The following is a 22,278-nucleotide window of genomic DNA, read 5'->3' as shown; positions in this document are numbered from 1 at the left end:
GCCGGCGCCGGCTCACACCCCGACGAGCACGCCGTCCTCTCGACGCGGAATGCCGAGCGGGTTCCCGTCGCGCAGTTCGGCCGGCAGGACCGACGCGGGGGCGTCCTGGTAGGTCAGCGGCGTGAGGAAACGGCGGATCGCCGTGGCGCCCACCGAGGTGTGCACCGATGCCGTCGACGCGGGCCAGGGGCCGCCGTGGTGCTGCGCCCATGCGATCGCGACTCCGGTGGGCCAGCCGTTGTAGAGCACCCGTCCGGCGACGCGGGCGAGGGCGGCGGTCATCCCGTCCAGCAGTGCGGGATCCTCCTCTGCTCCATGCCACAGGGTGCCGGTGAGGCTCCCCTCGAGCAGGCTGAGGGCGCGCTCGAGCTCCGGGACGTCGCGGTAGCGGACCAGCAGGGTCAGGGGGCCGAAGTGCTCCTCCTGGAACGCCCCGGGATCCTTCGCGAAGGCCGACGCCGTCGTCGCGGCGACGATCGGCGTCGTCCCGTCCTCCGAGCGGTCGGCGACGGCCGGCACTGCGACGTCGTCCCGCGCGGTGAGCACCGAGCCGCTCGCGGCGAAGGCGTCGGCGATGCCCGCCGTGAGCAGGCGCTGTCCGGGGGTGGAGGCGACCGCGGTGGTGAGCGCCTGCTCGAAGGCCTCGGCGCCGTCGCCCGGCACGAACACCAGCCCGGGCTTCGTGCAGTACTGCCCGCCGTCGCGCGTGAAGGAGGCGGCGAGGCCGGCGGCGAGTTCGGCGCCGTGCTCGGCGAGCGCCGCGGGTGTCACGACGACCGGGTTGACGGATCCGAGCTCGCCGTAGAACGGGATCGGGTCGGGCCGCTCGCACGCCAGATCGAACAGCGCGCGTCCGCCCCGGGTGGATCCGGTGAACCCGACGGCCCGCACGAGCGGGTGGCGCACCAGCGCACGCCCGGCGTCCAAGCCCTCCACCAGCACGAGGGCGTCGGCGGGGCCGTCCGCCTCGACGAGGGCGGCGCGGGCGATGTCCGCGACCCGGCGCGACAGTGCGGGGTGCCCGGGGTGCGCCTTCACCACGACCGGGCAGCCCGCGGCCAGGGCCGAGGCCGTGTCGTTGCCCAGCACGGAGAACGCGAACGGGAAGTTCGACGCGGCGAACACCGCGACCACCCCGAGCGGGCGCAGGATCCGGCGCAGGTCGGGCCGGGGCGGGAGGAGTGCCGGATCCGGTCCGTCCACCGTGGCCTCGAGGTAGGAGCCCTCCTCGATGACGTCGGCGAAGAACCGCAGCTGGGTCGCCGTGCGGACGACCTCGCCGCTCAGCCGCGCGGCGCTCAGGTGGGTCTCGCGGTGCGCGATCCCGACGAGCTCCTCGGTGTGCGCGCTCAGAGCGTCGGCGAGAGCGCGCAGCCAGCGCGCCCGTGCTTCGCGGGAGGAGCGTTCGAGGCCGGAGCCGGCGGCCGCGCGCACGGCTCGATCCACCGGATCGGTCGCGATCGCGGCGGCCGGATCCGGCTCATGCATCAGAAGCCCGTCCATCTCAGAACGCGTTCAGTCCGGTCAGCGCCCGCCCGAGCACCAGCTGATGGATCTCATCGGTGCCCTCGTAGGTGCGCACCGACTCGAGGTTCGCGGCGTGGCGCATGACCGGGAACGCGCCGGTGATGCCGTCGCCGCCGAGGATCGTGCGCGCCTGGTGCGCGATCTCCAGCGCCTCTCGGACGCTGTTGAGCTTGCCGACCGAGATCTGCGCGGGCGTGAGCGCGCCGCGCTCCTTGAGGCGCCCGAGGTGCAGGGCCAGCAGGATCCCCTTCTCGACCTCGAGCAGCATGTCGGCGAGCTTGGCCTGGGTGAGCTGGTTGGCGCCGATCGGCTTGCCGAACACCTCACGGGTCGTCGAGCGCTCGAGCGCCGCCTCGAGGCAGCTGCGCGCCGCGCCCATCGCGCCCCAGACGATGCCGTAGCGGGCCTCGTTGAGACACCCGAACGGGCCGGACAGCCCGCGGGCGCCGGGCAGGAGCGCGTCGGCCGGGAGGCGCACACCCTCGAGTGCGATGTCGCACTGCACCGAGGCGCGCATGGAGAGCTTGCCGGCGATCGGTGTCGCGGTGAAGCCGGGGGTGGCGGTCGGCACCAGGAAGCCGCGCACGGCCTGGCCGCCCTCGCCGAACGACGGATCGTCGACACGCGCCCAGACCACGGCGACGTCGGCGAGGGAGGCGAGGCCGATCCAGCGCTTGGCGCCGTCGATGACCCATGCGTCGCCGTCGCGGCGAGCGGTCGTCGTCATCGCCGCGGGATCGCTGCCGCCCTGCGGCTCGGTCAGCGCGAAGCACCCGACGAGCTCGCCCGCGGCCATGCCGGGCAGCCACCGCTGCTTCTGCTCCTCGGATCCGTACTTCGCGATGGCGCTCATGGCGAGGGATCCCTGCACGGACACGAACGTGCGCCACCCGCTGTCGGCCGCTTCCAGCTCGAGGCAGACCAGCCCGTACGAGACGGCGCCGGCGCCCGCGCAGCCGTAGCCGCTGAGGTGCATGCCGAGGAAGCCTGCCGCACCGAGCTCGGGGATCAGCTCGCGCCGGAAGTGCGCCTTCTCGAAGTCGTCCTCGATGATCGGAAGGATCCGTTCCTGCGCGAAGGCGCGCGCCTTCTGCTGCCAGTCGCGCTCCTCCTCGCTGAGCAGGGCGTCGAAATCGAAGACCGCGTCGATCCTCGGTGCGCGGGGGAGGGGTGGGGTGGTCATGAGGGGTCCTTCCGGGGGTGCCAGTCGGCGCCGGCGGCGGCATCGAGGGCCGGCGGTGCGGTGCGGTAGCGGGCGGGGGTGGCGCTCAGCCCGATGGGGCTGGCGATCGTGCGGGAGGGGCCGAGTCCGACCACGGTATCGAGGCCCAGCGCCTCGGCGAAAGCGATCGCCTCGGCGACGTCGTTCACGAGGCCCGCAGGGATCCGAGCCGTGCGGAACCGCTCGATCCAGGCCCCGGCGGGAGCGGCGGCCAGCGCGGCCTCGATCTCGGCGGTCAGGGGCTCGCGGTGGGCGACGCGGTCGGTGTTGGTCGCGAAGCGCGGATCCTCGGCGAGCCCGGGCCGTCCGAGCGTCGTCGCGAGCGCGGCGAACTGGCGGTCGTTCCCGACCGCGATCACGAGGTCGCGGTCGGCCGCACGGAACAGTGCATAGGGCGCGATCGAGGGGTGCGCGTTGCCGAGCCGCTGCGGGGACCGGCCGGTCGCGAGCGTCGATGCGGCCTGATTGGTCAGCGCCGAGAGCAGGCTGTGCAGCAGGTTCACCTCGACCCGCTGCCCCTCGCCGGTGCGGTCGCGCTCGCGCAGGGCGAGCAGGATCCCGTTCACCGCGTTCTGCCCGCAGAGGACGTCGACGAGCGCGACGCCCGCCTTCGTCGCCGGGCCGTCCGGATCCCCGGTGATCGACATGAGGCCGCCGACCGCCTGCACGAGCAGGTCGTAGCCGGCGAGCTCGGCCCCGGCGCCCGCACCGAAGCCGGTGATCGAGCAGTACACGACCGCGGGGTTGCGCGCCCGCACGGCGGCGTGGTCCAGCCCGAAGCGCGCCATGACGCCCGGGCGGAAGTTCTCCACGACGACGTCGGCGGACGCGGCGAGGCGGATCGCCTCCGTGCGTCCCGCCTCGGTGGCGAGGTCGAGTGCGACCGAGCGCTTGTTGCGGTTCACGCTGCCGAAGTAGGTCGCGGTGCCCTCGGCGTCGACCGGAGGGCGCCAGTGCCGGGTATCGTCGCCCGTCGGCGGCTCGACCTTGATCACGTCGGCGCCGAAGTCGGCGAGCGTCATGGTCGCGTAGGGCCCGGCGAGCACACGGGAGAAGTCCGCGACGCGCACGCCGTCGAGCGGCCCGCGCGGTTCGTTCCTCTGCTCCCTCATGCGTGCCGCCTCACTCGGCCGCGACGCCGACGAGCGCGGCTTCGGGCGACATCGCGCCGGACGAGGCGAGGCCCGCGTCGATGCGGCGCGCGGTGTCGGATCCGATCCGCACCCCTCCGTCGACGTGCATGTAGCCGGCGCCCTGGATGTCGGAGCTCGCGAAGTACAGCGGGCCGACCGGCCGGTTTTGCAGGTGCCCCCAGCGGCTGAGCCCGCCGAGGTCGTAGCTCGAGGCGTAGGCGCCGCGCGTGTAGCGCTCGCTGCCCCAGTCCGAGAGGAAGAAGGCGAGGGGATGCCGCGCCTCGTCGCCGAAGTACGCCGCGAACGAGTCGAGAACGGCCCGGCGGCGCTCGGCCTCGGGCAGCGCCCAGGCCTCCTCCGCGCGCGCTCCCGCGATGAATCCGACGAGCGTGCCCCGCTCCTCGTGCGGCGAGGTGTTGTCGTAGACCTCGCAGACCAGCTCCCGGGATCCGAAGCCCGTGCCGCTCAGGCCCTCTTCGCGCCAGAACGGGCGCTCGTACGCGGCCTGCGCCTTGATCACGAGCCCCATCGACTGGTGCTGGTGCGCGACCTGCTGCAGCCGGGGCAGCGCGGGGACGTAGTCGATCGTGGAGTAGAGGTTCGGCGGTAGTGCGATCACCGCGGAGCGCGCGTGCACCCGGAGCCCGTCGCCGATCGCCACGACCTCCCCCGGAGCCCCGTCGGCTGTCGCACTCCACTGGATGCGACGCACCGGCGTCGACAGGTGCACGACCTCGTCGCCCAGTTCCGCCGCGATCTGCTCCGAGACCGACTGCATCCCGCCGACCACCCGCTCGTCGAGCAGCAGTCCCTCGTCGATGAGGTTCTCGAACGACTCCGCGGAGGCGACCATGAGCATGGCCTGCAGCACCGAGAACGCGTGCGAGGGCTTGGTGAGCATGCCCGCCGCGATGTAATGGTCCACGATCCGGATCGCCTCCTCGTCGTCGGAGAGCGACGCGAGCCAACTGCCGAACGGCATGCGGTCGAGCTCGCCGGCGCGCGGGTGGTCCCAGGGTGCGTCGACGTCGAGCTCGGCGGCGAGGGCGTCGAGCGCCGCGACGAGCCGGTCGATCTCGGCGAGGGTCTCGTCGCCGACGGGGAAGGATCCGGTGAAGGCGCGGCGCTCACCGTCCGGGCCGAGGTACACCGAGTTCCCGTCGCGGTAGCGCGAGAAGGTCTCCTTGCCGAGTTCGGCTAGGAGCGCCTTGAGCGCCGTCTGCTCCACGGAGATCCACTGCCCGCCGAGTTCGAGGAAGGAGCCGTCGATCGTCTGCGACCAGGTGCGCCCGCCCACCCGGTCGCGGGCCTCGAGCACCGCGACCGTACGGCCGGCCTCGACCAGCCGGCGCGCGGCCACGAGCCCGGTGATCCCGGCTCCGATCACGACGACGTCGCGGTCGATCCGGGTCGTGGCGTGCGCGGCGGGCCTCTCACCGGGGGCGGGGGCCTCGTCGGCGAGGTCGATCACGGGCGTGCTCATGGCGGTCCTTTCCCGTCGATCCGCTCGGGCTTCCGCGCGTCGCTGCGCGGTGCGGCGGATGACGTCACGATGCTAGGGTCCCCGGCGCGCACCGGACGAGCAGGGAGGCGTGTCGTTTATTTCTGATCCGTTGACACTTGTAATATCAGACAACCGATCCGGATCCATGTTCATTTACGAGGCCGGGAGAAGCCATGCCCGATGAGCCCGCACGGCTCGCGCGGACGACGGGGCGCGCCGCCGCGGCGCGCGGGCGCGGAAGGCCGCGGGAGCGGATCCTGGACCGGGACCGGATCGCGGACGCCGCCTTCGCCGAGATCCGCTCCGCGGGCCTCGGCGGGATGACGATGCGCGCGCTCGCGCGGCGGCTGCGGGTGTCCCCGGGGGCGCTCTACAACCACGTCCCCTCGCGCGCCGCGGTCCTCGCCCTGCTGCAGGAGCGCTTCGCCGCGGGGATCGATACGTCCGGCTTCGGGGTCGAGCCGCTCCGCGAGGCCCTCTCACGATGGGCGTGGAGCTATCTGAACCGGCTGCGCGAGCGTCCCGAGCTCGTGCCGCTCATCGTCGCCGTGCCGCTCGCGCACACCCCGTACACGTCACTCGTGTACCAGCGGGTGGCCGCGGGATTCTCCGATGCGCACTGGCCCGAGGAGAGCATCGTCGCGTCCCTGAGCGTGCTCGAGACCTTCATCTTCGGCGCCGCGCTGGACACCCCGACGCCGGCGGGCGTGTACGAGCCCCGGGATCCGGAGCGCTCGCCGCTGCTCGCGCGCGCCTCCGCTGCCTTCGCGAGGGTCGCCGAGGAGCGCGCGCTGAGCCCGGGCGACCTGCTGTTCGAGATCGGCCTCGATTCCCTGCTCACCGGGATGCACCAGCTCTGGGGCGCCGCGCGGCGGGCTCGCGCCTGAGGAGTGCGGCTCCCTGTTCCGCGGTCGCGATGATCGGATCCGCGGTCATGCGGAGATCCGCGGTCATGCGGAGGTGTGCGCGGTCATGCGGAGGTGTGCGCGGTCGTGCTCAGGTGTGCGCGGTCGCGCGGGCTGGGCGTGCGTCTCGCTCGGAACTGTACGGGTGCTTCGGACGGAATGCGTGAATCGGTCCGAGCGAAGCGCACATCTCCGAGTGAGGCGCACATCTCCGAGTGAGGCGCACATCTCCGAGCGAGGCGTGGAGGCGTGGAGGCGTGCAGCAGTCCTGCGTCATCGGCCCCGGGCTGCAGCGGCGGGAGACGCCATCCGGCGGAGCACGACGAGCAGCCCGGCGAAGCCGAGGACGTTGGCGGCGACCATGGCGATGACCACCCAGACCGCGCCGCGGTCGTAGGCGAAGCCGAGCGCGGCGCCGGCGAGCAGCAGGCCGAAGCCACGGGCGAAGGCGAGCCAGCCGAACGCGATCGCGCGTGAGCCCGAGGAGACGAGTTCGGTGACGACGGCCTTGACGGTGGAGTCGAGGACCCCGCTCACGAGGCCCCAGACCGCGACGCCGATCCAGAGCAGCGCGACCTCATCGGTGAAGGCGATCGCGGAGGCGAGGGCCGCGACCGGGATGAGCAGGAGCACGCGGGCGCCGAAGCGGTCGTAGGCGCGGCCCACGACCAGGCCGCTCGCGCCGTCGACGAGCATCGCGACCGCGAAGAGGATCGGTACCAGTGCGTCCGGGAGCAGTCCGTGCGACTGAGCGTGGAAGGCGAGGAGCGGGAAGGAGGCCGTCCCGATCGACAGCACGGCGATCACGGCGACGTAGAACCAGAACCGGCCCGGCAGGGGACGGCGTCCGGAGGGAGTGCGCGTGACCACGTCGCCGGGGGCTCCGGCAGCGTCGGCGCGCTCCGCGGGTGCGGTGCTCGCGCGCTCGGGCTGCTCGTAGACGAGCGGGTCGGGCACGCGGTGGCGCAGCCAGAGCAGCAGGGCCAGCACGAGCGCACCGGGCACGATGAGCACGCCGAACGCGAGCGCGTAGTCGCCGTCGCGCCAGCCCAGGACGGCGGCGAGCAGCAGCGGCCCGAGCACGGCCCCGGTCTGGTCCAGCGCCTGGTGGACGCCGAAGGCGCTCCCGCGACCGGTGCTCGCCGAGGCGTAGGACAGGAGCGTGTCCTTCGCGGGCGACCGCACGGCCTTGCCGAGGCGCTCGGTGCCGTAGAGGAGCAGCGCGGGAGCGAGCATTCCTGTCACGCCGATCAGGGGGACGCTGAGCACCGTCAGGGCATAGCCGACGATGGTCCAGGTCCAGTAATGGCGCGTGCGCACCGTCGCATAGCCGGTGACCACGCGCAGCCCGTAGCCGATGAACTCGCCGGCGCCGGCGACGACCCCGACGAGGGTCGCCGACGCACCGAGAGTGGCGAGGTAAGGGCCGATGATGCTCCGCGCCCCTTCGTACACCATGTCCGCGAGGAGGCTCACGATCCCGAACGCGAGGATGAAGTGCCACGGGCGCAGGCGGGCGGCAACGGTCCCGGTCGGCGGGGGCGGGGCGGTCATGACGCGTCCTCCGGGGATTCCGGCACGGCCGGGTGCACGAGGAAGGGGATCATCTCGCGACGACCGTGAAGTCGTCGAGATTGCGGAGTTCCTCGCGGACGTGCGCGGCAGCGTGCTCGGAGATCCGGGCGGCGCCGGCGAGGGTGGTCTCCTCGACGTGGATCGTCGCGGATCCCGTGAGCCGGTGTCCCATCCAGCGCAGCTGCACGCGGTCCACGTCGACGATGTCCGGGGTCTGCCGGAGGGCGCGTTCGGCCCGGTCGACGAGGGCGGGATCGATCGCGTCCATGAGCCGGGCGCCGATCGATCGGAGGGTGCTCCAGAGCAGGACGAGGATCGAGATCGCGATGATGAGCCCGATGATCGGGTCGGCGAGCGGGAAGCCGAGGAGGACGCCGATCGCGCCGAGCACGACGGACAACGAGGTGAAGCCGTCGAGACGGGCGTGGACTCCGTCGGCGACCAGCGCGGCGGATCCGATCCTCCGGCCGACGCGGATCCGGTAGATCGCGACGGCCTCGTTCCCCGCGAAGCCGATCAGTCCAGCGGCGACGAGCAGCCAGGGCGCCTCGACGTGGCGGGGATGGATGAAGCGGTCGATCGCCTCGGCTCCGGCGATCACGGCGGAAAGCGCGACGACGAAGACGATGAACAGGCCGGCGAGATCCTCCGCGCGCCCGTACCCGTAGGTGTGCCGGCGGGTCGCCGCACGGCGTCCGAGCACGAAGGCGATCCACAGCGGCACCGCGGTGAGGGCGTCGGCGAAGTTGTGGATGGTGTCGGCGAGGAGGGCGACCGATCCCGTGACGACGACGAGAGCGGCCTGCAGGATCGTCGTGCCGAGCAGCACGAACAGGGAGATCTTCAGCGCGCGGACGCCCGCGCGGCTCGCTTCGAGGGCGTCGTCGATCGAGTCCGCCGCATCGTGCGAGTGGGGGACGAACAGGTCGTACAGGAATCCGCGGACCCCGCCGTGGGGATGGTCGTGGTCGTGGTCGTGGTCGTGGCCGTGTTCGTGTTCGTGTTCGTGGCCGTCGTGTTCGTGGCCGTCGTGCTGGTGTCCGTGTGCGTGGTCGAGTCCGGGGGCAGGGTCGTGCCGGTGGACCCGGGCGTGCTCCGGATCGGCGCTCGTACTCATGAGCCGGTGCCCGTCGCCCGGTGGTGGTGGGGGACCCCGCCGTCCGACACGGTGTGCTCGGCCTGCCGCACGGCGTCGTTGACGAGCTCGGAGGCGTGCTCATCGGCGAGACGGTAGAACACCGTCGTGCCGTCGCGACGGGTGAGCACCATCCGCGCCAGACGCAGCTTCGCAAGGTGCTGCGACACCGCGGCCGCGGGTTTGCCCACGGCGTCCGCGAGCGCATTCACCGAGAGTTCCGCACCGCCGCGCAGCGCGAGGATGATCCGCACCCGCGTGGCATCCGCGAGCATCGCGAACACCTCCACCGCGAGCTCGACGAACTCCGACTCGGGTCCCAGTCCGCAAATCTGCTTATCTACGTGCACACGCAGATTATGTCATGGGCGTTCGACGGCTCCGCGGTCGGACTCGCGGACCCCGTCACGGGCACTCCCGGAGCGAGGCGAGTCGGGTTCGCTCCGCCCGGACCGAAGCGGGGATGATGGATCCATGGCCGATTCCCCCTCCTGCGGTCCCGACTGCGCCTGCGGCGCTCCGCCGCGCTCCGTTCTCACAGGCCACCGTGCCGTGCTGCCCCTGCTCGGCGCGCCGAGCGCGGACGAGGAGAGGGCCGCCGGGCGGCACCTGATCGCTCAGGCGCGGGTCCCGGCCGGATCCTTCGTCATGGGCGACTCCTCGGGCGACGAGAACCGCGGCGACGGCGAGACTCCCCGGCACCGGGTCGCGCTGGAGGGGTTCGAGATCGACGCGACCACGGTCGCGAACGCCGACTTCGCCCGCTTCGTCGAGGCCACCGGGTATCGCACCGAGGCCGAGGTCTTCGGGTTCTCGGCCGTGTTCCACCTGGCCGTGAGCGCTCCCGACGCCGACGTGATGGGCCCCGCCGCCGGCACCCCGTGGTGGTACGGCGTGCGCGGCGCGGACTGGGCGCACCCGGGTGGATCCCGCTCGGATCTGGACGGGCTCGCCGACCACCCGGTCGTGCATGTGAGCTGGAACGACGCGGTGGCGTATTGCGCCTGGGCCGGCCGGCGGCTGCCCACCGAGGCGGAGTGGGAATACGCCGCCCGCGGAGGGATCGACGGGGCGAAGTATCCCTGGGGCGACGCGGAGCCGGACGACGGCGGCTGGCGCACGAACATCTGGCAGGGCGCGTTCCCGAGGGAGAACACCCTCGACGACGGCTGGCTGACCACCGCTCCCGTGCGGGCCTTCTCCCCGAACGGCTACGGCCTCTTCCAGCCGGTCGGCAACGTCTGGGAGTGGTGTGCGGACTGGTTCGATCCGCGAGCCTACGAGCGGTCGGCCGAAGCGGATCCGCGTGGCCCCTCGCTCGGTGCGGCGCGGGTGCTGCGCGGCGGCAGCTACCTCTGCCACATCTCCTACTGCAACCGCTACCGCAACTCCGCGCGCAGCTCGAACACCCCCGATTCGTCGATGGGCAACGCCGGATTCCGCACCGTCTCGCTCCGAACGGAGAACGCATGAGCACCAGCCGCTTCCCCCGGCGCGTCTACGACCGCGGCGAGGAGCCGGACGCCCGGTTCACGCTCGCGAACGAGCGCACCTTCCTCGCCTGGATCCGCACCTCCCTCGCGCTGCTCGCGGGCGGTGTCGCGCTCGAGGCCCTGGGGCTGGGGATGCACCCCGGATTCCGGCACGCGGCGTCGATCCTGCTGATCGTGGCGGGGCTGTTGACCCCGGTGCAGGCGTGGCTGGGATGGATGCGCACCGAGCGGTCGCTGCGGGAGTCGACGCCCCTGGGCCCGCCGTGGATCGCGATCCCGCTGGTGATCGTCGTCGTCGCGACCGGCGTGCTGGTGCTGCTCGGGGTGCTGCTGGCGTGAGCGGGGATCCCGAACGGGTCTTCGACCCCGGCCTGCAGCCCGAGCGCACCGCCCTGGCGTGGCGGCGCACGGCGCTCGCGCTCGCCGGGGGATCCGTCGTGATCATGCGGATCCTCCCGTCCGTGATCGGCGGGGCGGCGCTCGTGCTCGGCTTCGCAGGGCTCGCCCTCGCCGTGGTGGTGCTGGTCGGCTCGCATCGGCGCTACCGGCGCCAGCACCGGGCGCTCACCTCGACCGAGCCCGTCGTGCTGCGCTCGGGCTGGCCGGTCGCCGCGCTGACCGGCGCGACGCTCCTCGTCGGCGTGCTCTGCCTGCTGTTCGTGCTCGGCCGGGGCTGAACGCCGCGGGGCTCGCATCATGACGAAGCGGCCCGTCCCTCTCGGGGCGGGCCGCTTCGTCATGCGGGCCGGGTCAGGAGGTGAGCGCGAGCCGGCGGGCCTCGAGCTCGTCGGCGACCTTCCTCACGTCGCGCGGGTAGGTGCGGTACAGGATCCCCAGCACGGCCGCGTTGACGAGCATGAGGATCACGAGCACCCAGAGGAACACGGCCTGCAGGCCGAGCGCGTTCGCGAGGAAGCCCGCGCCGATCGAGAAGACGGCCCAGCCGATCGCCTCGAAGATCGTGATCATGATCGCGAACGCCTGGCCGCGCAGCTCGGGCAGCGTGATCGCCATGATGATCGGCCGGTTGACCCCCGGGTTCATGCCCTGCGCGATCCCCATGAGTCCCCAGATCAGCGCGTAGACGCCGATGCCGGTGTAGGCGAACTGGGTGCCGAAGAACGCGACGACCGCGAACAGCACCTGCGCGGCCTGGATGTAGGCGACACGGCCGCGCTGCGGCGCCCGACGGTCGAGCACGCCGACGAGGAAGCCCCCGCCGAGCGTGCCGAGGAAGTAGCCGATGCCGAAGGGGAGCGCCGCGATCGCGGCGGTGGCGTTGTCGAACCCGCGCACCGTGACGAGGAACTGGATCCCGAACACGCCGATCAGCAGGTGCCCGGAGAGCAGCCGGGAGATCATCATCACCACGTAGGAGGGGACGCGGAACAGCGACATCACGCTGCGGAAGGTGGGCTTGACCTCGGCGCGCTTCTCGGCGTCCAGGCCGGCGAGCTGCTTCTCCGCGGCCCCGACGCCCGGATCCTTGAAGAGCGCCAGGATCGCCGCACCCGCGAGGATGCAGACGCCGCCGAGCGCCCACATGCCCCAGCGCCAGCCGTCGGCGAAGTGCGAGAGCTGCGCGATGAGCGGGCTGAGGACCGCGCCGATGCCCGCGGCGGCGCCGTAGAAGATGCCGACGGCGCGGGCGCGGTTCTTGTCGTCGAAGAGGTCCGAGACCACGGCGTTCGCGATCGGCTGGGCGCCGATGAGCGCGGCCGCCATCAGGGTGTTGAAGATCAGGAGGGCCAGGAAGTCGTTCGAGAAGCCCGCGGCGATGCCGAAGACCCCGGCCAGTGCGGTGCTGAGCGCGAGCGCGGTGCGGCGCGACGTCCGGCTCGAGATCCAGACCCAGGCGGGTCCGAACGGCACCGAGATGATCTTCCCGGCGGCGGCGAGGAGGCCCAGGTGGCCGTTGTCGAGGCCGAGGGCCTTGGCGATCGTCGGGAACAGCGTCGTGGTCAGGCCGCCCTCGGTGCCGTCGACCACGAGCATGCCGGTGAGCGTGAAGAGATTGCGCCAGCGGTGCGGCACGTGCGCCGCCTTCTCGGCGCGGACCACGGACGTGGGAGTCGTCGCGGCGGGCGCGAGGGGCGGGGCGGAATCGGGAGCGGACATAGGGGTCTCCTGGATCATCGTCGATCGTCGAGCGGGTGGATGCGGAAGGGGGAAGGAAGGGAACGCGAAGGGGAGGGCGTCAGAGGGTCGCGAGCTCTCGGGCGACGCCGTGCAGCAGCGCCGGAGGCAGGGCGATCGTCGCCGCGAGCTGATAGAGCGACGTGCTGCCGAGCATGCCGAGGGTCTCGGTGTGCACGAGCTGCGGCACCGCGCACCGCAGGACCTCGACGGCGAGCGGGTGCGAGAGCAGCTCGGGCAGCGGCGTGCCGAGCCCGAACCGTCCGGCCGGGAACGCGTCCAGCGGCGGGAGCGGCTGGGCCGCAGCGGTCGCGAGCGCGGCCTGTGCGGCGACGAGCAGGTGCTCCTCGCCGGGCTCCGCGTCCGAGGGGATCCCGAGCCGCGCGTACTGGCTCTCCGGGGCGTCGTTCTCGTGCAGGAGCCGCGCGAGCAGGCGGAGCATCCGCAGTTCCAGTGCGGGATCGTCCAGGGGATGCTGCTGCTGCGGATCCTCCTGCAGATCGAAGAGCAGCGTTCCGTGCAGGAACGGGCTCACCATCGCCGTGCCGTGCAGCCGCAGCGGGCGGATGCCTTTCATGAACGGGAACGGCTCGGCGAGCTCCGCGCCGGCGAACTCCGCGGGTGTGAACCGTCCGCGCATGTGCGTCGGCATGAGGGTGTACTCCTCCAGCGGCGCGTTCTCCGGCGTCGCGCACGCGCGCAGGTAGACATAGCGGCCGTCCGTGACGTTGACGTGTCCTCCGTGGATGCCGAAGAGCGCGCCCTCGTGGGCCTGCGCGGCGGAGGCGCCCGTGTCCTCACGGGTCTCGGAACCACCGGTGCGGAGCGCGATCCCGAGCATGTCGTCCGTGGGGGCGACGCCGAAGAGGTCCAGCAGCGTCGGGGCGATGTCGATGGTCTGCACCAGGTCGTCGTTGCGCGTGCCGGCCTGGCCCGTGCGGGGATCCCAGAGGAAGGCGGGAAGATGCACGAGCTCCTCGAACCAGGGCTGCACGCTCTTCGCCCACCAGCCGTGCTCTCCGAGGAGGAACCCGTGGTCGGTGTTCACGAGCAGCAGGGTGTCGTCCCACATGTCGTGCTCGTCCATGAAGTCCAGCACCCGGCCCAGCGATCGGTCGCACATCGAGACGAGGGCCTTGTATTCGGAGCGGGCGTGCTCGACCTGATCCTCGGGCTCGGTGACCTTCGCATACGGCGGCCAGTCGAACTCGGGGCCCTCGTAGCGATGCGGGTAGAGCCGGCGGTACTCCTCGTAGGTGAAGAACGGCTCGTGCGGGTCGAAGCACTCGATCTGCAGGAACCACTTGTCCGTGTCCGCGTTGGTGGCAAGGAACTCCAGCCCGGCATCGAACGTGCGGGTCTGCGGATGGTCCGTCTCGCGGGCGAGGTACCCGCGGTTGATGGCGTCCTGGCGGTGCAGGCGGTCCTTGAATCCGGTCGTGGGCCCCATCGCCGCGACATCGGCCTTCCACGTGTCGCCCTCCTGACCGCGGAAGAACTCCCAGGTCGTATAGCGGGTGTGGTAGGTCGCGCCGCCGTCCTCCCAGTAGTGCGGATGATCGCTCGCGAGGTGGGTGTGCACGCCCGCCTTTCCGAGCATCTCGGGCATCGAGTCGTCCCAGGGTTCGAGCGGGCCCCACGAGCGGTGCAGGAAGTTGTGCCGTCCGGTGTGCAGCTCGCGCCGCGCGGGCATGCACGGCATGGATCCGGCGTAGAAGCGATCGAACGTCACGGTGCGTTCGGCGAGGCGGCGGAAGCTCGGGGCGTGGATCTCGTCCGAGCCGTAGGGCGGCAGCATGTGCCGGTTCAGGCTGTCGAACATGACCATGATCGCGCGCATCAGCGGGTCGCTCCGCTCGCGGGCGTCCCGGTGGCGACAGGGTCCGAGGGCGCCGGGTTCGCGGCGCGCCGGTCGGAGGCGGCCTGGGCGGATCCGATCACGCCGTCGAGCAGGTCGCGGCGCAGCTCGCGCAGCATGTCCATGTAGCGGTCGATCGCCGCCATGCCATAGACGTGCAGGCGCTCGTTGAAGGCGGCGGCGAACTCGTAGTCGAACTCGACGTCGGGGGCGACCTGCAGGGTGCGGTCGCGGAGGCGGAAGCGCGCGACCTGGTCCTCGCGGGCGGCGAGCTCGGTCTCGATGAGGCCGATGAGCTGCTCCCGGGTCATGAACCCCGCGAAGCTGAGGCGTGCGCCGAACTCGGGATCCTGGAAGCGGCTCGGCGGGCTGTAGCGGCCGGTCAGCCAGTCGAGCAGGACGGTCATGCCCTCGGGGGTGACGCGGTAGATCTTGGCGTCCTGGGCGCCGGGCCGGTCGTCGACGGTGAAGACGACCCATCCGCGCTCGACCATGCCGGCGAGCGAGCGGTACACCTGGCTCATCGTCGTGTTCGAGCGCAGGAAGCGGCCGTGCGTGTCGAGGTAGCGCTTGATCTCGTAGCCGGTGGACGGCTTCTCGCCGATCAGGCCGAGGAGGAGGTGCTCGAGCTTCATTGATCCAACCTATGACTCTTGTGTCATCCTCGCGATGACAGACCGAGGATGACACAAGAGTCATGGGTGCGTCAAGAGCCGGCCTCGGCGACGGCGCAGAGGTCCGGGGCGTACGGTGGCGATGTGGAGACTCTCGACCCCCTGCCCGACCATCCCGCGCCCGACAACCCGCAGGGCAAGCTCGTGCTGCTGCGCCACGGCGAGACCGAATGGTCGCGCAGCGGGCGGCACACGGGGCGCACCGACATCCCGCTCACCCCGCGCGGAGAGGAGCTGGCCCGGCTCGCGGGAGCGCTCGTGACGGGCTACGACTTCCGGCTCGTGCTGTCCTCGCCCCTGCAGCGCGCCCGCCGCACGGCCGAGCTCGCGGGCTTGCACGCCGACGTCGACCCGCTGCTCGTGGAATGGGACTACGGCGGCTACGAGGGGCGCACCACCAAGGACATCCGTGCCGAGCTCGGCTACAACTGGAGCGCGTTCACGCACGGCGTGATCCGCGGCGAGACCCCGGGGGAGACCGTCGAGGAGGTCGCCGCGCGGGCCTCCCGGGTGCTCACCCGGGTGCTGCCCGCGATGGTCGACGGCGACGTCGCGCTGATCGCCCACGGTCACTATCTGCGGATCCTGACGGCGGTGTTCCTGCGTCAGGCGCCGCGCTTCGGCGCCGCGATCACGCTCGACGCCGGATCCGTCTCGGTGCTCGGCTTCACCCGGGAGCAGCCGGCGATCCTGGCCTGGAACCACGGGCCGCAGCTGCCGCTGGCGCCGTCCGAGTCCTGAGAGAGGGATTCGACGCTGGTTGTCCACAGATCTCGTTCTCGCCCCCTGACCGCCGCACGTGCGTTCTCGTCTGGAGGCATGACCAGAACCGCCGATCCGTACCTCGTCCGCAGCGGCGAGATCGTCGATCGGTGTCGTGAGCTCGACCGTCGGATCGCGGCGCTCGAGGCGGAGAGGTCCGCGCTGCTCGGGTAACGCGTCCAGCTGCTGCTCGACGAGGTGCCTCCGGGCGCCGTCGGGTTCGAGAGCGCGGAGCGGTCCATGTTCGCCGAGGTGGCCGCCGCTCTGCACATCTCCCGGGCGGCGGCCTCCCGCCCCCTCAATTGAGTCGTCCCCCTGAGCACGGCCTATGGCTCGTGCTCAGGGGGACGACTCGGAGGAGAAGGATTCAGGGCCCGACGCCGCCCGCTACAGTGAGCGCATGACCGCCCCACCGGCGTCCCGGCGCCCGTTGCTCATCACGCTCGTGGTCGTGCTCGCCGCGCTGAACGGCATCGGCAGCGCACTCGTCGGAACGCTGATCCTGCTGAGCCGGTACGACGTCCCCGCGGACGACGTGCTCGCGGTGTCGCTGATCGGCGCGGCCGTGATCCTGTTCGGGTTGCTGACCCTCGCCATCGCCGGCGGCATCGGGCGCGGCAGCCGCCTCGCCCGGCTGCTGGCGTCGCTCTATCTCGGCGCCCAGCTGCTGCTCGGCGTGCTGACCTTCACCCTCACCGACTGGGACTGGTGGGGCGTGGTCGGGATCGCCCTCGACCTGCTCACGCTCCTGGCGCTGTGGCTTCCTCCCGGGGCGCGCTATTTCGCGCGTCCGGCGCGGGCTGCTGATCCGGGCTGAGCGCACGCAGCACGAAGCGGGTGTGCACGAACCGCACGATCTCGATGCCGCAGATCGTCAGGATCGTGATCGTCGCGACGAGGTAGGCGGCGTCGCGCCCGGGATCCACGAGCGCGAAGAACGTCGTCGCGAGGGGAACGGTGAACACCACGACGAGGGCGAGGAACATCGCCCCGATCACCAGCACCTTGAGGCGCGTGACCGGGCGGGACAGCACCGTGAGCACCCAGATCCCGACCACGGCGAGGATCAGTGTCGCGCCCGTCCTCAGCCGGTCCGCCGGCACGCCGAGATCGGTCGCGAGGCGCGCGTACACGGTCAGGGCGAGCGCGATGAGCACACCGGCCGGGATCGCGAAGCTCAGCGAACGGCGCAGGAACCCGGGCAGGTAGCGCCGGCTGTTGGGCATCAGCGCCAGGAAGAACGCGGGGATCCCGATCGTCAGGCCATCGGTGATGGAGAGCTGCCGGGGCAGGAACGGGAACTCCATCACGAGAACGCCGAAGAGCATCGCGAGCCCGGTCGCGTAGGCGGTCTTGGTCAGGAACAGCATCGAGACGCGCTCGATGTTCGCGATCACCTGCCTGCCCTGGGCGACGACGTCCGGCAGGTGCGAGAACTGCCCGTCCAGCAGCACCAGGCGCGCGACCGCCTTCGTCGCGGGCGAGCCGGAGTTCATCGCGATGCCGATGTCGGCCGTCTTGATCGCGAGGGCGTCGTTCACGCCGTCGCCGGTCATCGCCACGACGTGGCCGTGCGACTGCAGCGCCACCACCATGCGCTTCTTCTGCTCCGGCGTGACGCGGCCGAACACCCGATGCTCGTCGAGCACCGACGCGAGTGCGGCGTCGTCGTCGGGGAGACTGCGCGCATCGAAGCCGTCCGCGGCGTCGAGCCCGACCTCGCGGGCGATCGCCGCGACCGTGCGCGGGTTGTCACCGGAGATGATCCGGATCCCGACGCCCTGCTCGCGGAAGTACGAGAGCGTGTCCGCGGCATCCTGGCGCACCTGCTCGCGGAAGGTGAGCACCACCACGGCCGCGAGGCGCTCCGGCAGGGTCTCCGCCGCGATCTGCTTCTCGGTCAGCGCCGTCCCTGCTCGGGCGAGCACGAGCGTGCGGCGGCCCGTGTCCGCGAGCCGCGACACGACCGCCCCGAGCGGGTCGGCCGGGTCGGCGGCGGCGTCGCCGAACACCATCTCGGGCGCGCCGAACACCCAGGACTCCCCGGTGCCGGGGAACGACACCGCGCTCCACTTGCGGGCCGAGGAGAACGGGATGGTCGCCGGCTCTGCGCTTCCGGGTTCGGCGACGGGGAAGGCGTCGCGCAGGGCGCGGGCCGTGGCGTTGGCGTCTGGGGCGGCGGCGTACCAGCCCAGCACGGGCCGCCAGCCGGCGGAATCGGTCGTCTCTCCGGGGTCGGCGGCGACGGGGTGGGCCTCGTCGAACGCGATCTCGCCCACCGTGAGGGTGCCGGTCTTGTCCAGGCACACGACGTCGACCCGCGCGAGGCCCTCCACGGCGGGCAGCTCGTTCACGAGCACCTTCTGCGCAGCCAGGCGGGCGGCGCCCACGGCGAACGCGATGCTCGTCATCAGCACGAGGCCGAGCGGGATCATCGCGGTGAGCGAGGCGATCGTGTTCACCACGGCCTGCACCCACGCGCCGGTGCGGAACGCCTTCTCGTAGCCGCCGGCGACCATGACCTGCGCGTTGAACACGAGCAGCCCGATCGGCCCGATGAGCCAGCTCATCCAGCGCAGCACCCGGTCCACGGAGGTGCGCAGCTCGCTCGAGACGAGGGAGAAGCGCTTGGCCTCGCCGGCGAAGCGATTGGCATAGGAATCGGCGCCGACCCGGATCACCTGTGCCCGGGCGGACCCCGCGACCACGATCGAGGCCGACAGCAGCTCGTCGCCCGGGTGCTTGTCGACCGGGTCCGACTCGCCGGTGAGCATCGACTCGTCGACCTGCAGCGCGCGCGTCGTGAGCACCCGCGCATCGGCGGCGATCTGGTCGCCCGCGCGGAGGATCAGCACGTCGTCGAGCACCACCTCTCCGGAGGCGATGTCGCGTTCCTCGCCCTCGCGCAGCACGGTGGCGTGCGGGGCGTTCAGCAGGGCGAGCTTGTCGAGCGCGGCCTTGGCGCGGAACTCCTGGATGCAGCCGATGATGGCGTTGCCGAAGGCGGCGAATCCGAACAGCGCGTCCTGCCACCGCCCCACGAGGAACAGCACGAAGAAGCACGCGAACACGATGCCGTTGAAGAGCGTGAAGACGTTCGCCCGCACGATGTTCCAGGCGCTGCGGCTGGTGTCGGCCTGGAAGGCGTTGTCGCGCCCGTCCGCGAGGCGTGCGGCGACTGCGGCGTCGTCGAGACCGGTCGCCGGGTCGGTGTCCGGGGTCGCCCGCGGTTCGGTCGCGGGCGATCCGGCAGGCGACGGTGCGGTCATGCGTCGGACCTTGTCCGCGCGGTTCTCGCGCGCGGGGGACAGGCTCCGGCCGCGGAGCAGACCTGCGGAACACCCTGCACATCGACCTGGAACACGCGGCCTCCTTCCGACGCCCCCAGTATTCCGCAGAGCGGGGCGCCGTGGGGAGGCGCCGGTCAGTCCGCGTCGTGCGTGTCGTCGCCGTGGTCGTCCGCGGGAGGGACCGGCACCGCGGGGATCGCTCCGGTGTGCCCCTCACTCGCGTAGTCGGGCCGCGGCGGCTGGCGACGCTGGTGCGCCCCCTCGCCGCCCAGACGCCCGCCGTACGGACGGCCGTGGTCGGCGAACTCGTCCCGGACGAAGACGAAGCGCCACTCGCCCGCGGTGAACCGCGCGCCCGTGTGCAGCGTCTCGACCGGTCGTCCCTCCTCCTCGGCGGCCTTCGCGATGTTCGCGCTGGTCTGCCCCTGCCCGATCATCTCCAGGTCGTAGTCGTCGTATCCGTCGTGCCGGATGACCGCGTGCACCGCCGCGAGCCCGGCGAGACGGATCTGGCAGTCCGTACCGGATCCGATGCGCGTCTCGTCGTCGACGATCTCGTGCACGAACCGGGCGTCGTCGGATGTGATCAGCAGATGCGGGTGTCCCGCACCCCAGTCGGCGTGCGTGGTGGTGCCGCGCTGCTCCTGCGTGTTCATGATCGGGCCTCCTTCGCGGAGGCCGGGCGGCACGGGCGCTGCTCCAGGACGTTCAGCCGTGCGTCGCCCTGGTCTCTCGCATACCGCGATCGTAACCCCGTCGGCAGCGCACGGCGCCGGATCCGGAAAGGCCGTGAGCGGGAGCCGTAAGCCCGGGGTCGCGGGGCGGGCGGGGTTTCCGGGGTCGTCGAGCGAGGGGAGCGGGACGAAACGCGGTGCCCTCGAAAGAGCACCGCGTTTCGTCTCGCCCCGCCTTCGGCCGTGCTCGCTCAACGACCTCGGGCGGGGGCATTCGCCATCTCGTTCGCCGGGTCGCGCCGACCCTGAGCGGCCTCAGCCGTGGTGGTCGTGCTGATGGCCCTCGTCGTGACCGTGCGCGTGGCCTCCGTCGGAGCCGTGGCCCGCGCCGTGATCGTGCCCGCACCGGCACTCGCCGTCGCCGCAGGCGCAGGCCGCGCCCTTGATCGTGCGGGGGGCGTCCAGCGAGGGATTGCGGTCGAAGAACCCGAACGGCTTGAGCCAGAACGAGATCGTGTCCGCCGGCATGATCGGCCAGTCCTCGGCGCGGGTGATGTGGTGGATCCCGAAGTTGTACCAGAGCACCACGTCCTCGTCGACGAGGTTCTCGTCGTCCGCGATCCACGCCGACATGCCGTTGTGGAGGTCGTCGACCGACTGGGTGGGGTAGTCGCCGGCCGGCCAGAACTGGTCGTCGTGATGGCGGGTCACCCAGAGGGTCTTGCCGATGACGGGGTTGCGCTTCAGGATCGGCGACGCCTCGTCGAACATCGCCGGGAACGATGCCGAGGGCACGAGCTTGTAGGCGACGGGCGCGCCCCAGGCGTTGAGCTTGCTCGGGTTCTGCACCTTCCAGCCGCGCTGGCGCTCCCAGTCGAAGCTGCGGCCCGCCTCGGACTCCGAACGGATGACCGTCGCCCGGGTGTTGAGGTCGAGGCCGAACGGGTTCGACTCCGAGATCGGCGCGGGCATCGAGTCGGACTCGATGACCGTGTTGCCGCCGCCGTCGACGTCCAGGTCGAGCCGGGCGATGAGGAAGTGCTGGTGGAACGGCGCGTAGGTGCGGGTGTCGATCGTGGTTCCCGTGGCCTTGGCGGTCTCGCCCTCGGCCATGGGGGTCGTCACCATGATGCCGGTGGCGCGCACCTCGCACTCGATGTTGCCGTCCTGGTAGAACCGCCAGTACACGAGGTACTCGTAGTTGGCGACGGTCGCGTGCACCGAGACGACGAACCGCCGCTGCCGGCGCACCTCCGTGCCCGCATCGGGGTCGACGTGCTTCCACAGCACGGCGTTGTCCTCCTCGTGCAGGCAGATCGCGTTCGTGATCGTCCAGGGCTGGCCGGCCGTGTCGGGCAGCACCGCGTCGAGGTAGGTGATCTCGCCGAGGCAGTCGCAGCCGAGCTCCAGCGAGGTGCACATGTAGCCGAGGCCCCACTCGCCGACGTCGAACGCCGTGCGGCGGTAGTGGTCGAAGCTGGAGTCGCGGTACGGCACGATCATCTCGGCGAACGAGAGCCGGTAGGCGACCTCACGGCGGGTGCCCTGATCGTCGAAGCCGACCTGGTAGATCACCGGCCCCTCGCGGTAGTTGAAGCCGAGACGGAAGTCCCAGTTCTGCCACTGGATCCGGGATCCGTCCACCGTGAACGAGACGCCCTCGGGCTGCACGATCTGCAGCGGCTTCAGGTCGGTGCGCGGCGTGATGCCGGCGAGCTCGGGCACGTACTCGCCGTGCACCTCGGGGAAGCCGAAATCGTGGTGATCCTCGATCTCGAGCACCTCGAGGGTGTTCATGTCGACGATGATCTTCAGGCCGCTCACCGGGTGCGCGTACGGGTTGCCGTCCGGCGTCGCCCGCATCCACAGGTCGACCCAGCCGAGCCGCCGATCCCGCCATTTGTCGGGGATCACCGCGCCCCCGTAGGTCCACACGTCGAAGAGCACGAGGTCGACGTCGACGCCGCGGGCCTCCAGGGCGGCGCGCACCTCGGGGTTCTCCTTCATCGCGTGGTCGCAGTCGTGGTACTCGTCGATCGTGAAGTTCGGCGTCACGCCGGGCACGTGCGTCCACGACTCGACGGCGTCGTCGGTGAGGTTGACCACGGCTTCGTACACCTCGTTGGTCTGCTTGCGCCAGAGCACCGAGAGCGACCGGCGCACGACCGGATCCCCCTCGCGCCAGGCCTTCACCTCGGCCTTGGGCGGCTCCTTGAGGATGATCGACGCGTACCGCCAGCCGGCGTCGACGCCGTGCTCCCTCGCGAGCGCGGCGGCGGTGGCGGAGAACTCGGCCCCGGTGAGCGAGTTCAGGGGGTGAGGTGAGGTCATGCTGCTCCCCGTTCGATCGTTCCTGGGCGCGCCTCATCGCGCATCCCAGCGGACTTCGA

General features: G+C 71.6%; 19 protein-coding genes. 6 read left to right on the top strand and 13 right to left on the bottom strand.

The window, feature by feature from the left end; all coding sequences use genetic code 11:
• Window positions 1-12 precede the first annotated feature (12 nt).
• Genes WFJ01_RS08035 through WFJ01_RS08020 form a run of 4 tightly spaced genes read right to left on the bottom strand, consistent with a single transcriptional unit; the run spans window position 13 to window position 5,365 of the window.
• Entirely contained in the window at window positions 13-1,503 is a 1,491-nt protein-coding gene (locus WFJ01_RS08035) for an aldehyde dehydrogenase (NADP(+)) (RefSeq protein WP_336628755.1), read from the bottom strand.
• Between the two features lies 1 nt (window position 1,504).
• Window positions 1,505-2,710, bottom strand: coding sequence for an acyl-CoA dehydrogenase family protein (locus WFJ01_RS08030; RefSeq protein ID WP_336628754.1), 1,206 nt, complete (start codon window positions 2,708-2,710; stop codon window positions 1,505-1,507).
• Complete coding sequence (locus WFJ01_RS08025; RefSeq protein WP_336628753.1) at window positions 2,707-3,861, bottom strand: CaiB/BaiF CoA transferase family protein; 1,155 nt, start codon at window positions 3,859-3,861, stop codon at window positions 2,707-2,709. The genes WFJ01_RS08030 and WFJ01_RS08025 overlap by 4 nt, the downstream gene beginning before the upstream one ends.
• A gap of 10 nt (window positions 3,862-3,871) precedes the next feature.
• Window positions 3,872-5,365, bottom strand: coding sequence for a flavin monoamine oxidase family protein (locus WFJ01_RS08020; RefSeq protein ID WP_336628752.1), 1,494 nt, complete (start codon window positions 5,363-5,365; stop codon window positions 3,872-3,874).
• A 194-nt stretch (window positions 5,366-5,559) separates the two neighbouring features.
• Between WFJ01_RS08020 and WFJ01_RS08015 the strand changes: the two genes are divergently transcribed.
• Entirely contained in the window at window positions 5,560-6,273 is a 714-nt protein-coding gene (locus tag WFJ01_RS08015; protein ID WP_336628751.1) for a TetR/AcrR family transcriptional regulator, read from the top strand.
• Window positions 6,274-6,564: 291 nt separating this feature from the next.
• Here WFJ01_RS08015 and WFJ01_RS08010 read toward each other — a convergent pair whose 3' ends face one another.
• From WFJ01_RS08010 to WFJ01_RS08000, 3 genes are read right to left on the bottom strand one after another with little or no spacing between them, the layout of a single operon-like run.
• A complete protein-coding gene (locus WFJ01_RS08010) occupies window positions 6,565-7,845 on the bottom strand; it encodes an MFS transporter (RefSeq protein WP_336628750.1) in 1,281 nt (426 codons plus the stop codon).
• A gap of 49 nt (window positions 7,846-7,894) precedes the next feature.
• Complete coding sequence (locus WFJ01_RS08005) at window positions 7,895-8,983, bottom strand: cation diffusion facilitator family transporter (protein WP_336628749.1); 1,089 nt, start codon at window positions 8,981-8,983, stop codon at window positions 7,895-7,897.
• A complete protein-coding gene (locus WFJ01_RS08000; protein ID WP_336628748.1) occupies window positions 8,980-9,351 on the bottom strand; it encodes an ArsR/SmtB family transcription factor in 372 nt (123 codons plus the stop codon). The genes WFJ01_RS08005 and WFJ01_RS08000 overlap by 4 nt, the downstream gene beginning before the upstream one ends.
• Before the next feature lie 124 nt (window positions 9,352-9,475).
• Here WFJ01_RS08000 and WFJ01_RS07995 point away from each other — a divergent pair, with 124 nt between their 5' ends.
• Genes WFJ01_RS07995 through WFJ01_RS07985 form a run of 3 tightly spaced genes read left to right on the top strand, consistent with a single transcriptional unit; the run spans window position 9,476 to window position 11,171 of the window.
• Entirely contained in the window at window positions 9,476-10,474 is a 999-nt protein-coding gene (locus WFJ01_RS07995; protein ID WP_336628747.1) for a formylglycine-generating enzyme family protein, read from the top strand.
• Window positions 10,471-10,833 carry a YidH family protein gene (locus WFJ01_RS07990; protein ID WP_336628746.1) on the top strand — a complete coding sequence of 121 codons (363 nt, stop codon included), beginning with the start codon at window positions 10,471-10,473 and terminating at the stop codon, window positions 10,831-10,833. The genes WFJ01_RS07995 and WFJ01_RS07990 overlap by 4 nt, the downstream gene beginning before the upstream one ends.
• Window positions 10,830-11,171: a YidH family protein gene (locus WFJ01_RS07985; RefSeq protein ID WP_251446385.1), complete on the top strand. Its 342-nt coding sequence runs from the start codon at window positions 10,830-10,832 to the stop codon at window positions 11,169-11,171. The genes WFJ01_RS07990 and WFJ01_RS07985 overlap by 4 nt, the downstream gene beginning before the upstream one ends.
• A gap of 73 nt (window positions 11,172-11,244) precedes the next feature.
• Here WFJ01_RS07985 and WFJ01_RS07980 read toward each other — a convergent pair whose 3' ends face one another.
• The 3 genes from WFJ01_RS07980 to WFJ01_RS07970 form a co-directional block, all read right to left on the bottom strand.
• Window positions 11,245-12,612, bottom strand: coding sequence for an MFS transporter (locus tag WFJ01_RS07980; protein ID WP_292884294.1), 1,368 nt, complete (start codon window positions 12,610-12,612; stop codon window positions 11,245-11,247).
• Window positions 12,613-12,691: 79 nt separating this feature from the next.
• The gene (locus WFJ01_RS07975) at window positions 12,692-14,458 is read right to left on the bottom strand and encodes a sulfatase (RefSeq protein WP_336628745.1); all 1,767 of its coding nucleotides are present in this window, start codon (window positions 14,456-14,458) and stop codon (window positions 12,692-12,694) included.
• 11 nt (window positions 14,459-14,469) lie between these two features.
• Complete coding sequence (locus WFJ01_RS07970; protein ID WP_336628744.1) at window positions 14,470-15,123, bottom strand: PadR family transcriptional regulator; 654 nt, start codon at window positions 15,121-15,123, stop codon at window positions 14,470-14,472.
• Between the two features lie 123 nt (window positions 15,124-15,246).
• On the opposite strand from WFJ01_RS07970, the gene WFJ01_RS07965 reads away from it, so the two are divergent.
• Together WFJ01_RS07965 and WFJ01_RS07960 are read left to right on the top strand one after the other, a co-directional pair.
• A complete protein-coding gene (locus tag WFJ01_RS07965; RefSeq protein WP_251446388.1) occupies window positions 15,247-15,903 on the top strand; it encodes a histidine phosphatase family protein in 657 nt (218 codons plus the stop codon).
• A 421-nt stretch (window positions 15,904-16,324) separates the two neighbouring features.
• Complete coding sequence (locus WFJ01_RS07960; protein ID WP_292884302.1) at window positions 16,325-16,741, top strand: hypothetical protein; 417 nt, start codon at window positions 16,325-16,327, stop codon at window positions 16,739-16,741.
• On the opposite strand, the gene WFJ01_RS07955 is transcribed toward WFJ01_RS07960, so the two are convergent.
• From WFJ01_RS07955 to WFJ01_RS07945, 3 genes are all read right to left on the bottom strand, one after another.
• Window positions 16,665-19,193: an HAD-IC family P-type ATPase gene (locus WFJ01_RS07955; RefSeq protein ID WP_336628743.1), complete on the bottom strand. Its 2,529-nt coding sequence runs from the start codon at window positions 19,191-19,193 to the stop codon at window positions 16,665-16,667. The genes WFJ01_RS07960 and WFJ01_RS07955 overlap by 77 nt on opposite strands.
• 155 nt (window positions 19,194-19,348) lie before the next feature.
• A complete protein-coding gene (locus WFJ01_RS07950; RefSeq protein WP_295034876.1) occupies window positions 19,349-19,870 on the bottom strand; it encodes an FHA domain-containing protein in 522 nt (173 codons plus the stop codon).
• Window positions 19,871-20,203: 333 nt separating this feature from the next.
• Window positions 20,204-22,219: a primary-amine oxidase gene (locus WFJ01_RS07945; protein WP_336628742.1), complete on the bottom strand. Its 2,016-nt coding sequence runs from the start codon at window positions 22,217-22,219 to the stop codon at window positions 20,204-20,206.
• Window positions 22,220-22,278: the final 59 nt, after the last annotated feature.

Source organism: Microbacterium sp. MMO-35 (assembly GCF_037147555.1).
In the GTDB taxonomy this organism is placed as follows: domain Bacteria; phylum Actinomycetota; class Actinomycetes; order Actinomycetales; family Microbacteriaceae; genus Microbacterium.
The sequence above is the reverse complement of the archived record's forward strand: the minus strand, read 5'-3'. Positions and strand labels throughout refer to the sequence as shown.